This is a genomic window from Brevibacillus schisleri (assembly GCF_055685845.1).
Map to the genome: position 1 here is coordinate 2,802,490 of NZ_JBVNDM010000001.1, position 13,465 is coordinate 2,815,954.

The following is a 13,465-nucleotide window of genomic DNA, read 5'->3' on the forward strand; positions in this document are numbered from 1 at the left end:
AAGTGCTGAAGTCAGGGGCTTTTTCTCATGAAACGGGGTCTTCCACGAACTCGACTTTATTAAGGAACGCTTCCTTGCTTGAGAAAATAACGCGCTCTTTTCGCGGGGAAGTAAAGAACACCACGATATACTGGTCATCGATGTATTCTACCGTACCTCGTTTCTTTGGTCTTTGTATGGTCTTCACTGGTTTATTCAACCACTCGGTCATCTGCTGTTCCTCCTACCTGACTTTCCCATTCATTATACCAAGATTAATGACGATGCCCAATGACATATGCAGTTATGGCGATGCGAAGCAGCATTTGATCGTGTCCGTTTTCCGCATTCAATCCGGTCCACTCGCGGATGAGCTGAATGCGGTATTTGATTGTATTTTTATGGACATACAAACGACGCGCGGCTTCGGCGTAATTACCATCCGCTTGCAAAAACACTTGCAAGGTTTGTAAGAGCTGTCCGTTTTTTTCTCGATCATAGCTTTGGATTTTACCCAGACATTCTTCTGCAAAGGCTTGGGCTTCTGTCGCAGGATCGACTGCGTACATGATTCGCTCGAGTCCCAAGTCGTGGTAGCTTTTGACGCGAAAAGAAGCGACGTTGGCTGTGCTTGCCGAATGTAATGCGGTTTGCAAGCTGACTAGCGCTTCCCGATAACTGCGAACGATGCCTTCCCGTTCTGGATGATATCGCCCAATTCCTGCAAAGACGGGCTGATCCAATTGCTTGGTGAACGTCTGTAAGCACTGTTCTTGCAGCCATTGCGAGAGCGATTCAGTGGGCGCATGATTAGATTTCGGCACGAGCAAGAGGACACGATTTTCCTGATCCAATCCACACAGAATCGCTCCATTGGAAGAAAAAAAGCTGTGAAACGCGTTCAGAAGATGATGATTTTCTTGCCAAAGTTCCATGCCGGTCTTGTCATGAGGGGAGGTGCTTAGGAGCATCGCGATATAGTGATCGGACAACTCCCAGCCGACTTCATCCGCCTTTCGCATGAGCATTTCGTGTGAGACGATCTGCCCACTGACTAGTTGTTGCAAAAAATCATTGCGAAAACGTTGGAATGTTTCCTGGATAGCTCGTTGTCGCTGCATTTCAAGGGATAAGAGGGCAGCACTTTGCTCGATGGCGACTTTTTCCCACGCATATAGATCACGCTCCCGCTGTCCAATGATGATGGTTCCCTGCACGATTTGGTCGTGGAGAAGCCACCGGACATGGATTCCCTCTTTTTGTCTGCTAAGCGGCTCTTGTGTTAGTCGGATCGGGGCGCGTTGACCGTACCGCTTGTCCAATGAATCATCGCGTGGGATCGAACCAAGCGAGGAATCCCATTTCCATTTATGCTGGGGGACATGGATGCAGACAGGAGCAGCAAGGATATCGGACAGTAAATCTGTCAATGTAGAAATCGGAGCTCCTCCCGTCAAAAAGTGATGAAACCGTTCATAAATGGCATGGGTTCTGTCCAGCTCGATGCGCTGTTTGTCATTGATGTACTGAACGACTGGCACGATAACATCTGACCAAGCTTTTTCCATCGGAAAGGACAGGATGGGAAATGCTTTTTTCGTAGCGTGAGAGAGAACGGCTTCAGGAAGATCCTCGATGTATCGACCTAATTTGATGGCAAGCCCAGGTGTGCCGATGGCGACTAGCTCATCGATGAGTGTTATCAGTCGTTTTGTACATGTTTTTTGCTGAGAGAGGAATGGAAAGCCTGTCGTCAGAACGAATTCACCAGATCGCAACCACCTATGGCCATCGGGAGAATCAAAGGAAGTAACATTCAACAGCTCATTTTCTAAAGAGTCCGCGCCTGCAAGCACTGACGATTCATCAAAACCACCAACTTGTATGAGCTCACGGACAGTAATCATTACGCTCACCATGCCTTCTTCATCTTTTGGCTACTCGCACAAAACTTCGTTCCGTTTTCTAGCCATGTGAACAAAGGAAATATTTGAATTTTTAGATAATACTAATGTACATGTCCAGGATATGTACAGGCAATGGGACAAATCGAGCAAACTGGGGGGAGTCGTATGAAAGCGAGAGATTGGCTAGGGGTACTGCCATTCATTGGGATGCTGGGAGGAATTCCGTTTGTGAATCGGGTTGAGCCTTATGTATTAGGCATGCCGTTTGTCCTGTTTTGGATTGTTCTCTGGGTAGTCTTAACTTCTGTCATCATGGCATTCCTCAACAAAATCGATCCTGCTACGAAGGAGGACGGCCAATGAATATCGCCTTGATCATTATTTTTGCCTTTTTATTGCTGTCCTTCTGTTCCGGTATTCGTGCGCAACAAGGGAAAGACATGAATATGGAACAATGGACCGTTGGCGGCAGAGGATTCGGTTCGATCTTTATTTTCTTGCTGGTAGCAGGCGAAATTTATACGACATTCACCTTTTTGGGGGGCAGTGGTTGGGCGTACTCCAAAGGGGCACCTTCTTACTACGTTCTCTCTTATATTTCCCTCGCCTATGTCATTTCCTACTGGCTCTTGCCGCCGATTTGGCAGTATGCCAAAGAGCACAAGCTCGTCTCCCAATCCGATTTTTTTGTAAGCAAGTACAAGAGTCCGATACTCGGCATTTTGGTGGCAGCAGTCGGAGTCATTGCGATTATTCCGTATCTCGTCCTCCAATTCAAAGGGTTGGGGATCATCGTATCGGAAGCATCCTATGGCTCGATTTCGCCTGCTGCTGCGATATGGATCGGGGTCATTGTTGTGACCATTTACGTCATGATCTCCGGAATTCACGGTTCGGCTTGGACGGCGGCGATCAAGGACATCATGATTTTCTTTGTCGTCGTTTTCCTCGGGCTTTATCTTCCGTTTCATTACTACGGGGGCATCCAGCCAATGTTTGAAGCCGTACAAGCCTCCAATCCTGGTTTCTTGACGTTCCCTGAGGAGGGTTTAAGCATTTCCTGGTACATTTCGACGGTGCTAGTAACGGTGTTCGGCTTTTACATGTGGCCGCATACGTTCGGCTCTGTGTTTTCTGCGAAAAATGCGAATGTGTTCCGCAAAAATACGATCATGCTGCCGCTCTATACCTTGATGCTTTTGTTTGTGTTTTTTGTCGGATTTACGGCGATCCTGCAAGTCCCCGGTTTAAAAGGGGCGGACGGTGATTTGTCCTTACTTCGTCTGTCGTTGCAAACATTCGATCCGTGGGTAGTCGGGATCATTGGAGCAGCAGGCTTGCTAACGGCACTCGTACCAGGCTCGATGCTATTGATGACGGGGGCGACGCTTTTGGCGAAAAATGTGTACAAAGTTATGGCTCCACACACATCTGACGTACAAATCGCCCGGATTGCCAAATGGTTGGTGCCTGTCATCTCGTTGATCTCGCTGAATTTTGCTCTGAGTGGGGGAGATACGCTCGTTACGTTGCTACTGATGGGCTACAGCTTGGTCACACAGTTGTTTCCAGCATTGCTTTTTAGTCTTCCTGCCAAGCCGTGGGTGAATAAATACGGAGCGTTTGCCGGAATTTTATGTGGGGTGTCAACCGTTGCGTATGTGACTATTTTCCAAGTGACGATTGCGACCCTGTTCCCGAATTGGCCAGCCGTTGTCAAAGACTTGAACATTGGTGTCGTGGCATTGCTAGTCAATCTTGTCGTGATGTTTACTGTGACGTTTGTGACGAGGAATCTTTTTGCATTGAATCGTCATGCCGCAAACACAGAAGGGACACCAACTCTTTAAAACTAATCCTTTAAAGGAGGCAGTTATATGGCAGATACTGTTTTTATCAACGGACAGGTGATCACGGTAGATCAAGAGAATCGGGTGGCGGCGGCGGTGGCAGTCAGAGGGAATCGCATTCTTGCTGTCGGGTCTAGTGAAGATGTGAAGCAGTTGATTCAATCACATACAAACGTCATTGATTTGCAAGGGAAAAGTCTATTGCCCGGCTTCATCGATGCCCACCTGCATATTACGATATACGGTACGAACAAGCTGGGGGTTGATTGCAAAGCGAGAGGGATCGGGTCAATTGATGATCTGCTCACTGCACTGAAAGAACAAGCGGAAAAAACACCCAGAGGGGAATGGGTGAGGGCATGTGGTTTCGATGAAAATCTCATGAACGAGCAACGCTATCCGACACTCGCCGAGCTGGATGAAGTGACGACAGCTCATCCCGTTTTCGTCATGAGGACGTGCGCTCATCACTCTGTCGTAAACAGCAGAGCGCTTGCCATTGCGGGTTACGACAGAGACACAGCCGATCCACAAGGTGGACGTATTGAGCGTGATGCAGATGGTGAGCTAACCGGATTCCTCATCGAAACGGCACATATGAACATGTTTGAAAAAGCTGCTTTTACAGAAGCCGAGTATATCGAAGGTCTGCGGTTGGCTTCGAAAGACTTTGTTGCTGCGGGCATTACGAGTGTCCATGATGCGGGAGGATACGGTCCAGAGAACTATCGGGCAATGCAAAAAGCGGTACAGAAAGGTGACGTGAAAGTTCGCATCTACGCAATGGTTTGTGCGCTGAATCAATCTGATGATTTTGTCCGCAGGATGATCGATGCCGGAATGGTAACGGGTACGGGGAATGCTCGCTTCCGTATCGGACCTGCGAAGGTTTTTACGGATGGGGCAAGCATTGCGCCCACGATGGCCATGCGTGAACCGTTCACCAGCCGACCAGATGATTACGGAATTCTCTACTATGAACAGGACGAGTTGAATACTATTTTGGGAGAGGCACATGCAAAAGGTTTTCAAATTACCGCTCATGCCCAGGGAGATCGAGCGATTGACATGCTGCTGACATGCTTTGAAACGGCACTAGAAGCCCATCCGCGCAAGAACCACCGACATCGGATTGAGCATGCGGGTGTATCTGCGCCTGATCTGTTAGCGAGAATGGCTCGGATAGGTGTCGTACCCATTCCGAATCCTGCTTTTATCTACGATTACGGTGATTCGTATGTGAAAAACATCGGAGAGCGTGTCGGACATATGTTTCCGGCGAGGGATCAGCTAGACGCGGGGATCATTGCGGCAGGCGCATCGGATAGTCCCGTGACTGATTTCAACCCGCTGATCGGGATTCATGCTGCTGTTAATCGGTTGAGTAAAACAGGTCAGGATGTGGGGATCAATCAAAGGGTCAGCATCATGGAGGCTATTCGCATGTTTACTTGGAACGGAGCGTACGCAAGTTTTGAAGAGGGGATCAAAGGGAGTATTGAAGTCGGGAAGCTGGCTGATCTCGTGGTGCTGGACGGTGATATTTTGGCAACGCGGGCAGATCGCATCAAAGAGCTGCGCGTAGACAAAACGATGATAGATGGAGAGTTCGTCTATCATCGCCAAGATGAGGAGGTTCTGCAAGCATGAACGTAAAAGCGAGGAAACTTGCGATCAACGAAGAACGCCTGCAAAAACGAATCGAGCAATTGGCGCAAATTGGGAAAATAGGCGAAACGGGTGTATGTCGACTCGCTTTGTCTGCTGAAGACCGAGCAGGCGTAGATCTGGTGGCTAGCTGGATGAAAGAAGCCGGTCTTCAGACGCGGATCGATGACTTCGGCAATTTGATTGGCCGGATAGCGGGGAAGGATGAACAAGCCCCGATCTTGATGATTGGCTCGCATATCGATTCGCAGCCGTACGGGGGTCAGTACGATGGGGTGATCGGCGTATTGGGTGGACTAGAAGTCGCCCAGACGTTGAATGAACAAGGAATCATGCCTGCACAGCCTATTGAAATCGTTGCGTTTTGTGACGAGGAAGGATGCCGTTTTCAAAAAGGACTGTTTGGTTCCAAAGGTATTCTCGGTATGCTGGAACCGGCGGACTTGGAGAGGACGGATAAAAACGGGATCACACGCAGGCAGGCACTGATTGATTTTGGGTGCGATCCTGATCGCCTGGAAGCGTCTATTTATCCAAAAGACAGCATCGGTGCTTATCTGGAGCTGCATATTGAGCAGGGGCCGATTCTCGATGACGCGAGAGAAGCGATTGGGATCGTGTCGGCGATATCAGGGCCATTGTGGTGGACGGTCGAGCTGACTGGCTTTGCCGGGCACGCTGGTTCCGTACCGATGACGATGAGAAAGGATGCCCTAGTCGGAGCGGCAAAAGTAATTTTGGCAGTAAACGAGCTGGCAAAGCTCGATCCACAAGCACCAACAGTCGGTACAGTTGGTCACTTGGAGGTTTTCCCGGATTCGCGCAACATCATTCCCGAGCGGGTGCGTTTTTCGATTGATTTGCGGGATATCGATTTGAAGCGTCGCGATGAGCGCGAACAAGCGTTGCGCGAGGCGATTGAGCGAGCTGCCATAGAAGGTGGGTTGCACTATACCATTACGGAAGATACAAATAGTGAACCGCGTTATTGTGCCGACTGGATTAAGGCAATCATGCATGAGGAGAGCAGCAAGCTCGGTGCCTCTGTACGTGAGCTGATGAGTGGTCCTTTCCATGACGCATTGGCGCTCTCCTACGTTTGTGATTACGGGATGATTTTTGTCCGCTGCAAGGACGGTATCAGTCATAATCCGCAAGAATACGCAGCCTATGAAGACGTGGCACTCGGAACAGAGCTGCTCTACAAAACCGTTTTGCGGATGTGCATCAACCAATAAATATGAGAGTCGCCCGTCTAAGCGGATAGGCGACTTTTTTCATACAGTCTATGACGAGACTTTACAGACTGTTTTTGATATATTTTAGTCTGAGAGGTTGTTATCACGTCTGAGGAAGGAAGAATGGCATGAAAATGCGTGTTTCCGCTGTGCAGTATCATCTGCATACCATACATAGCTTTGAAGACTTCGCCAATCAAGTTGAGCACTACGTGAAAAACGCGCAAGAGTACGACACAGAATTTCTCCTTTTCCCGGAGCTGTTTACGACTCAACTCATGTCAATCGGAGACGAACAGGGCAATGCGCTGCCGATTACAGCATTGCCAGCATTCACGGACCGATATGTCGAGCTGTTTCGTTCCCTCGCTGCCAAATATGAGATGCATCTGATTGGTGGAACGCACATCATTGAGGAAAACGGCAAGCTTTACAATACGGCTTTTCTGTTCTACCCGGATGGACGTGTAGGCCAGCAGAAAAAAATCCATATCACGCCATGGGAAGTAAAAGGCTGGAACATGGGGGCTGGCGATTCGTTGCAAATCTTTGAGACCGACAAAGGGAAGGTAGCGATGATTATTTGCTACGACATCGAGTTCCCTGAGTGGGTGCGCATCGCCAAAGCACGGGGTGCAGACGTCATTTTCTGCCCATCCTGCACGGATGATCGCCACGCATTCCACCGCGTACGTTATACCAGTCATGCCCGGACAATTGAAAACCAAGTGTATGTCGTGCTGACTGGAACAGTAGGCTCGTTGCCGACCGTTGATTTCATGCGAGCGAACTTTGGACAAGCGGCGATCTTGACACCAAACGATGTTCCGTTCCCTCCGCGAGGCATTCTTGCTGAAGGGGAAATCAACCACGACATGATGGTAACCGCTGACCTGGATATCCAATTGCTATACGATGTGCGGGAAAAAGGTTCGGTCACAACGTGGCGCGACCGCCGCACCGATTTGTATACAGACTGGAAGTAAGCATTCCATCGTGATCTGGACAGCAGGAGGGTGCATATGTACAGAAAAGAGCTGTATGTATTTGAAGGGAACAAGCCACGCAAAGCCGTCATACGCAACTACAATCGCGCAGACTTCTTCGAATTGATCCAAATACAGGCGGAGAGCTTTCCCCCGCCGTTCCCGTCTGAGCTATGGTGGAATCAGGAGCAGCTGACGAACCATATTACGCTCTTCCCGGAAGGTGCCATTTGTATAGAAGTAGACGGCGTTTTGGCAGGTTCGATGACAGGGTTGCTCGTGAAGTTTGATCCCGCTCACCCCGAGCATAAATGGGAAGATGTCACGGATAGCGGTTATATTCGTAATCATGATCCTGAGGGGGACACGCTATACATTGTAGATATTTGCATCCGCCCGAGCTTCCGCAAGCTGGGATTGGGTCAACAGATGATGCAAGCAATGTATGAGCTGGTGGTACAAAAAGGACTGCGCAGGTTGCTGGGCGGAGGTCGCATGCCAGGATATGGACGTTATGCAAACCAATGGACACCTGAGGAGTATTTGGAGCATGTTCTGACAGGGGAAGTAAGAGACCCGGTGATTACATTTCTCATGCACTGTGGCCGCACGCCTGTTCAGGTCGTAGCGAATTATTTGGAAGATGAGGAATCTCGCAACTATGCGACACTCATGGAATGGAAAAATCCATTTCAACAGCATCTGTAGGGTGTTTATCCGACATAATCGATCGAGAGGGGATTTGGCTAATGGAATTCGTACGTATTCAACATATTGACAATCCGCTGTTTGCGAAAATGCACCGTTTGATGCAAGAGGTTTTCCCGCCTGAGGAAGTATTGGCGTACAATCTGTGGAAAGAACCGCTCGAAGATCCAGGCATTCGCGTATTTGTAGCTGTACACGAAGGAGAAGTTGTGGGCGCTACCGAATACCGTTATTACACAGACATGAACGTAGCCATGACAGACTTCACGATCATTGGTCGCGAAGGACTCGGAGTGGGACGATTCCTCGCCAGAGAGCGTCAAAAGGACCTGCTCGCCTTGGCTGCTGAAAACGGCAAGGAGCTGTACGGGATGTTTGCAGAAATCTACGACCCGTATCGTGTAGCAGAGCACAGCTTTGGCGGGATCAAGCCAATGGACCCATTTGTACGTCGTGAAGTGCTCTCTCATCTGGGCTACAAACGTACGAACTTTACGTATGTGCATCCGTCCTGGCAAAATGACGGCGAAGCGGTATCTGGACTCGATCTGGGCTTCATGCCGACTAACGAGGAGCAAACGACCCTCGAAGCGGATCTGATCGTCACGTTCTTGAAGCGATATTACGCCGTGCTTCCACAAAAGCCACAAGCGTGGCTCGACATGGTGAAAGACTTGGAGAGCAAAGAAATGGTGGAGCTGCTCCCTATCTAATTGAAAGACAACAAGAACCAACTCTCCTGTGGAGCGATGTTCACGGCTCCATGGGAGTTTTTCGTAGAGTGCTAGTCAGATTATTACGAAAAAAACAGAGGTGAAACAGGTGAAAGCTCAAAATCTAGCATCGATCTTCCTTTACATAGCCGTCATCTTTCACTTGCTGGGCATGAGTGGCTGGACTTCTGCAAAGCTGGAACAACCAATCGAACTAGCCATCCTCGCACTGATGCTCCTGTCCATTTTCATTTTACGGAAAAAGAAACGAAAAAAGCGTCGGGCAAGAAGGCCAGCACCAGAAGTAGCAGTCATGCTTGAGCATGCCGAGGAAGGAGAACCAGGCAAATGATCCATGACATCCACATGCAGGCGATTCTGGACGCTTCTCATGACGGGATCATTGCGGTCGATCGGGATTCGATTATAATCGGGGTCAATAAAAACGCGATGGAAATACTCGGTCTGCCAAGTAACATTGTTGGACAAAAAATTACCCGTTATATCCCTAATTCAGATATGTTGAGGATTTTGGCAACGGGAAAAAAAGAAATAGGTGACATTGCCACGATCCTGAATCGACAAATTATCATCAACCGTTTGCCGATTGTGGTAGAGGGTGAAATCGTGGGGGCGGTTTCCACTTTTAAAGAGATTACCGACATTCAAAAAATGGAGATGCGCATTCGCAAGCAAAGCATGGAGAGCGGCTTGGAAGCCAAATTCCGCCTGGAGGATATCATTGGAGAATCTGCTGCGATCCGGGAAGCAAAGGAATGGGCGGAAACATTTGCGCGGACAGATGCGACCGTTCTTATACAGGGAGAGACTGGTACTGGCAAGGAGCTGTTCGCTCAAGGGATACATTTGAGCAGCCAGCGTGCAACCGGACCGTTCATCCCGGTTAACTGTGCGGCTCTCCCTGGCAATTTATTGGAGAGCGAGTTGTTTGGATACGAGGAGGGCGCTTTTACTGGCGCGCGAAAAGGTGGAAAGCCCGGGCTATTTGAATTGGCCCACGGTGGCACTCTGTTTCTCGATGAAATCGGAGAGATGTCGATTCCGATCCAAGCATTGCTCTTGCGTATCTTGCAGGAGAAAAAAGTGCGCAGAATCAGCGGAGAGCGTATCGTCCCAGTCGATGTGAGAATCATAGCGGCAACGAATCGGGATTTGGAACGACTGGTTGAGGAAAAGCAGTTTCGTTCAGACCTGTACTTCCGATTGAATGTGTTGACGCTTGAGTTACCTGCTTTGCGAGAGCGAATCGAAGATATTCCTCTATTGGTGACATCGATCATGGAAGAAATCAAGGAACGGGAAAATAAAAGGCATTTGAAAGTAGAAGAGGCCGTTTTCCACGTTCTCAAACAATACGACTGGCCAGGCAATGTACGAGAGCTGCGCAACGTAGTGGAAAGAATGGTCTTGCTTTGCAAGGATGACGCGCTTGGCAAGAGGGACACAGCTTTTTTTGCCAAGAAGCTGTATCAGAGACAATCTTACCGAGACCAAGAAGAGGGAGAAGCAGAAGCCATCCGAAAGGTTTTGGCGGAAACGAAGGGAAACAAAGGGGAGGCGGCGAAAATTTTGGGAATGGATCGGTCCACCCTTTGGAGAAAAATGAAGCGCTACGAAAGGTCGTAAAAATTGATGCAATTGCAACAATGTCGATGCATAATTGCAACAGAGTGCCACCGTTAGTTGCTTTAATTTACAGAAAATTAAAAACAAATTTATTTGGCATGGTAGTTGCTTATTTATGGGAACACAACACATACGACTTATACGAAGAGACGAGGGGAGAGCATGACACCACAACCGATTATTCGTGTAGAAAATGTCTCGTTTGCCTATCAGGTTAACCAAGATCAACAAATTCCTGTCCTGCAAAATGTCTGCCTGGAGGTGTTTCCAGGAGAGTATGTTGCCATCATTGGTCATAATGGGTCCGGTAAGTCAACACTGTCTAAGCATCTCAATGGAATTTTGACTCCAAAGGAAGGCGACGTCATCGTTAACGGAATCAACACGCGTGAAAAGCAACGCATTCATGAAGTGAGGAGTCGTGTCGGAATGGTTTTTCAGCATCCGGACAACCAGATTGTCGCGACGATTGTAGAGGACGATGTGGCCTTCGGATTGGAGAACATCGGAACATCGGCGGAAGAGATGAAAACACGAGTGGATTTTGCTCTAGAGGCAGTGGGAATGAGTGCATTTCGCCATCGACCGCCTCATCATTTGTCAGGCGGACAAAAGCAGCGGATCGCCATTGCGGGGATATTGGCGATGAAGCCACAATGCCTCGTCATGGATGAAGCGACGAGTATGCTAGACAGCTACGGTAGACAGGATATTTTGGCAGTCGTTCGCAAGCTGCACCGCGACGGAATGACGATTGTCACAGTGACCCATCACATGTCAGAGGTAGCAGAAGCGGATCGCGTCATCGTGATGGAGGGAGGCAAGATCGTATTGCAGGGCACTCCGCGAGAAGTATTTTCCCATCAGGAAAGACTTCGCGAGCTGCATCTGGATGTTCCGGACGCGAGCCGGATTGCTCATCTCGTTCACTCCGAATATAGCGAATTTACACCTGATCTCATCCACAATGAGGAAGTTGTCGCGGAGGTTAATCGTCTGTACGTCAGACAAGCGGAGGCGAGTGGTTCATGACGCAACCGATCGTAAACGTAGAAAATCTATCTCATGTCTATATGCAGGGAACGCCTCTCGAACATCGTGCTCTCGATCAGGTAACTATCCAGGTGGCAGAGGGCGAATGCTTGGCCATTATCGGTCATACCGGCTCGGGAAAATCGACGTTAATCCAGCATTTTAACGGCCTGATTCGCCCTCAGTCCGGTACGGTCATCATCAATGGAATGGATGTCTCTCAACCGAAGATCGATATTCGTACGTTGCGCAGACAAGTAGGGCTCGTTTTTCAAAACCCGGAGGATCAACTGTTCGAAAAGCTGGTCGGTGATGATGTAGCCTATGGCCCTTTTCGAATGGGGCTTCCTTTAGAGGAGGTGCGGCGACGCGTTCAATGGGCGATGGACTTGGTTGGCCTCTCGTTTCAGGAGATGAAAGACCGTCCGACTTTTGCCTTGAGTGGCGGACAGAAGCGCAAGGTGGCATTGGCTGGCGTCCTCTCCTTGCAACCCAAGGTTCTCGTGCTTGACGAGCCAACCGCAGGGCTAGACCCGCGCTCTCGTCTTGAGCTATTGGAGCGCATCCGCCGTCTCAATCGGGAAGAAAAGCTTACGGTTATTTTCGTCTCACACAATATGGAAGAGGTCGCAAAGCTTGCTGATCGCGTTTACGTCATGGCAAACGGCAATTCAGTCTGTGAGGGGACACCACGAGAAATTTTTGGCAATCAGGAATTGCTGCGCCAGCATCATATCGGAACACCGGAATCGGTTGATATTTTATACAGGCTCCGTGAGCAGGGCTACAGCATCGATCCAAGCGCTTTTTTACCTGAAGAGACGGCAATGGAAATTTTGAAACTGATGAACCGCTAAGGAGGGGGTCCACATGTCAGCAGAATTTGAATTGACGCGCAATATTACCATCGGTCAATATTTACCCACTGCTTCTGTCGTTCATCGTCTCGATCCTCGTTTCAAGCTGGGTGCTTTCGTCATCCTCATCCTAGCGATTGCCATCTGTGATACATACGTGGGCAACCTGTTTGCTTTAGCCATTTGTATCTGGATGTTTCGAATCTCGAAAATTCCCCTGCATTACGGCATATCCGGGATCAAGCCCGCCATCCCCTTTATCATTATTTTGGCAATCATGCAGTTGCTTTTCTACGGGGAGGTTGTCAATGGCGGAACCGTTTATTTGAAATACGGCTTCATTACGATCACGAGTGAGAGTGTGCGCCTCGTCATCGTGTCAGCTATGCGCTTTGTAGAAGTGATCTTTTTATCTAGTGTCCTCACGCTGAGCACTTCTACGACGGAACTCACGCACGGAATGGAACGACTGCTAGGGCCCTTGGAAAAAGTAAAGTTTCCGGTTCACGCGTTTGCATTGATCATCACGATTGCTGTGCGCTTTGTACCTACCTTCGCGATGGAAATGGAAAAAATGATGAAAGCACAAGCGTCCCGTGGTGCAGATTTCGGGACAGGAGAATGGTGGCGGATCATCCAGCGAACAAAAGACATGTTTCCCATCATCATCCCGTTGTTCAATGTGGCGCTTTCCAGAGCAGAAGATTTAATTTTGGCAATGGAAGCCAGATGCTACACACCAGGTGCCGCACGGACTAGATACACCCAATACAAGGCAGTAGGCAAAGATTACGTCGCGCTGATCGCAAGCATTGTCATTTCTGCCATCATGCTCGCCATACCTTGGTAAGGGAGACTAGCGGGAACTCGCCCGAGTAGG

The 13,465-nt window shown here is 49.1% G+C and carries 14 protein-coding genes; 12 read left to right on the plus strand and 2 right to left on the minus strand.

Annotated elements, in window-relative coordinates:
* Positions 1-25: 25 nt before the first annotated feature.
* Both ACUUHJ_RS13975 and ACUUHJ_RS13980 read right to left on the minus strand, forming a co-directional pair.
* On the minus strand, positions 26-211 hold the full coding sequence (locus tag ACUUHJ_RS13975) for a hypothetical protein (RefSeq protein WP_012686240.1): 186 nt from the start codon (positions 209-211) through the stop codon (positions 26-28).
* 43 nt (positions 212-254) lie between these two features.
* On the minus strand, positions 255-1,898 hold the full coding sequence (locus ACUUHJ_RS13980) for a PucR family transcriptional regulator (protein WP_472299114.1): 1,644 nt from the start codon (positions 1,896-1,898) through the stop codon (positions 255-257).
* Between the two features lie 153 nt (positions 1,899-2,051).
* Here ACUUHJ_RS13980 and ACUUHJ_RS13985 point away from each other — a divergent pair, with 153 nt between their 5' ends.
* The 12 genes from ACUUHJ_RS13985 (at position 2,052) to ACUUHJ_RS14040 (ending at position 13,435) form a co-directional block, all read left to right on the plus strand.
* The gene (locus tag ACUUHJ_RS13985; RefSeq protein WP_026043050.1) at positions 2,052-2,249 is read left to right on the plus strand and encodes a DUF3311 domain-containing protein; all 198 of its coding nucleotides are present in this window, start codon (positions 2,052-2,054) and stop codon (positions 2,247-2,249) included.
* The gene (locus ACUUHJ_RS13990) at positions 2,246-3,736 is read left to right on the plus strand and encodes a sodium:solute symporter family protein (RefSeq protein ID WP_289677750.1); all 1,491 of its coding nucleotides are present in this window, start codon (positions 2,246-2,248) and stop codon (positions 3,734-3,736) included. The genes ACUUHJ_RS13985 and ACUUHJ_RS13990 overlap by 4 nt, the downstream gene beginning before the upstream one ends.
* Positions 3,737-3,763: 27 nt before the next feature.
* Positions 3,764-5,386, plus strand: coding sequence for an amidohydrolase (locus ACUUHJ_RS13995; RefSeq protein ID WP_472299115.1), 1,623 nt, complete (start codon positions 3,764-3,766; stop codon positions 5,384-5,386).
* Positions 5,383-6,642 carry a M20 family metallo-hydrolase gene (locus ACUUHJ_RS14000; protein ID WP_472299116.1) on the plus strand — a complete coding sequence of 420 codons (1,260 nt, stop codon included), beginning with the start codon at positions 5,383-5,385 and terminating at the stop codon, positions 6,640-6,642. The genes ACUUHJ_RS13995 and ACUUHJ_RS14000 overlap by 4 nt, the downstream gene beginning before the upstream one ends.
* Positions 6,643-6,770: 128 nt before the next feature.
* Positions 6,771-7,628: a carbon-nitrogen hydrolase family protein gene (locus ACUUHJ_RS14005; protein WP_173603935.1), complete on the plus strand. Its 858-nt coding sequence runs from the start codon at positions 6,771-6,773 to the stop codon at positions 7,626-7,628.
* A 36-nt stretch (positions 7,629-7,664) separates the two neighbouring features.
* Complete coding sequence (locus tag ACUUHJ_RS14010; RefSeq protein WP_289677754.1) at positions 7,665-8,336, plus strand: GNAT family N-acetyltransferase; 672 nt, start codon at positions 7,665-7,667, stop codon at positions 8,334-8,336.
* A 41-nt stretch (positions 8,337-8,377) separates the two neighbouring features.
* Positions 8,378-9,049, plus strand: coding sequence for a GNAT family N-acetyltransferase (locus ACUUHJ_RS14015; RefSeq protein ID WP_289677755.1), 672 nt, complete (start codon positions 8,378-8,380; stop codon positions 9,047-9,049).
* A gap of 109 nt (positions 9,050-9,158) precedes the next feature.
* Positions 9,159-9,401 carry a hypothetical protein gene (locus tag ACUUHJ_RS14020; RefSeq protein WP_289677756.1) on the plus strand — a complete coding sequence of 81 codons (243 nt, stop codon included), beginning with the start codon at positions 9,159-9,161 and terminating at the stop codon, positions 9,399-9,401.
* Positions 9,398-10,696: a sigma-54 interaction domain-containing protein gene (locus tag ACUUHJ_RS14025; protein WP_289677757.1), complete on the plus strand. Its 1,299-nt coding sequence runs from the start codon at positions 9,398-9,400 to the stop codon at positions 10,694-10,696. Before ACUUHJ_RS14020 ends, ACUUHJ_RS14025 begins: the two co-directional genes overlap by 4 nt.
* Before the next feature lie 162 nt (positions 10,697-10,858).
* A complete protein-coding gene (locus ACUUHJ_RS14030; RefSeq protein ID WP_289677758.1) occupies positions 10,859-11,728 on the plus strand; it encodes an energy-coupling factor transporter ATPase in 870 nt (289 codons plus the stop codon).
* On the plus strand, positions 11,725-12,585 hold the full coding sequence (locus ACUUHJ_RS14035) for an energy-coupling factor transporter ATPase (RefSeq protein ID WP_087350826.1): 861 nt from the start codon (positions 11,725-11,727) through the stop codon (positions 12,583-12,585). Before ACUUHJ_RS14030 ends, ACUUHJ_RS14035 begins: the two co-directional genes overlap by 4 nt.
* Positions 12,586-12,598: 13 nt before the next feature.
* On the plus strand, positions 12,599-13,435 hold the full coding sequence (locus ACUUHJ_RS14040; RefSeq protein WP_289677759.1) for an energy-coupling factor transporter transmembrane component T family protein: 837 nt from the start codon (positions 12,599-12,601) through the stop codon (positions 13,433-13,435).
* The last annotated feature ends 30 nt before the right edge of the window (positions 13,436-13,465 follow it).

What these genes read in the sequence shown, in the direction of transcription:
- ACUUHJ_RS13975 (WP_012686240.1), bottom strand. Translation starts at nt 211, where the DNA reads ATGACCGAGTGGTTGAATAAACCAGTGAAGACCATACAAAGACCAAAG.
- ACUUHJ_RS14010 (WP_289677754.1), top strand. Translation starts at nt 7,665, where the DNA reads ATGTACAGAAAAGAGCTGTATGTATTTGAAGGGAACAAGCCACGCAAA.
- ACUUHJ_RS14005 (WP_173603935.1), top strand. Translation starts at nt 6,771, where the DNA reads ATGAAAATGCGTGTTTCCGCTGTGCAGTATCATCTGCATACCATACAT.
- ACUUHJ_RS14035 (WP_087350826.1), top strand. Translation starts at nt 11,725, where the DNA reads ATGACGCAACCGATCGTAAACGTAGAAAATCTATCTCATGTCTATATG.
- ACUUHJ_RS13990 (WP_289677750.1), top strand. Translation starts at nt 2,246, where the DNA reads ATGAATATCGCCTTGATCATTATTTTTGCCTTTTTATTGCTGTCCTTC.
- ACUUHJ_RS14015 (WP_289677755.1), top strand. Translation starts at nt 8,378, where the DNA reads ATGGAATTCGTACGTATTCAACATATTGACAATCCGCTGTTTGCGAAA.
- ACUUHJ_RS14025 (WP_289677757.1), top strand. Translation starts at nt 9,398, where the DNA reads ATGATCCATGACATCCACATGCAGGCGATTCTGGACGCTTCTCATGAC.
- ACUUHJ_RS14030 (WP_289677758.1), top strand. Translation starts at nt 10,859, where the DNA reads ATGACACCACAACCGATTATTCGTGTAGAAAATGTCTCGTTTGCCTAT.
- ACUUHJ_RS13980 (WP_472299114.1), bottom strand. Translation starts at nt 1,898, where the DNA reads ATGGTGAGCGTAATGATTACTGTCCGTGAGCTCATACAAGTTGGTGGT.
- ACUUHJ_RS13995 (WP_472299115.1), top strand. Translation starts at nt 3,764, where the DNA reads ATGGCAGATACTGTTTTTATCAACGGACAGGTGATCACGGTAGATCAA.
- ACUUHJ_RS14000 (WP_472299116.1), top strand. Translation starts at nt 5,383, where the DNA reads ATGAACGTAAAAGCGAGGAAACTTGCGATCAACGAAGAACGCCTGCAA.
- ACUUHJ_RS14040 (WP_289677759.1), top strand. Translation starts at nt 12,599, where the DNA reads ATGTCAGCAGAATTTGAATTGACGCGCAATATTACCATCGGTCAATAT.
- ACUUHJ_RS13985 (WP_026043050.1), top strand. Translation starts at nt 2,052, where the DNA reads ATGAAAGCGAGAGATTGGCTAGGGGTACTGCCATTCATTGGGATGCTG.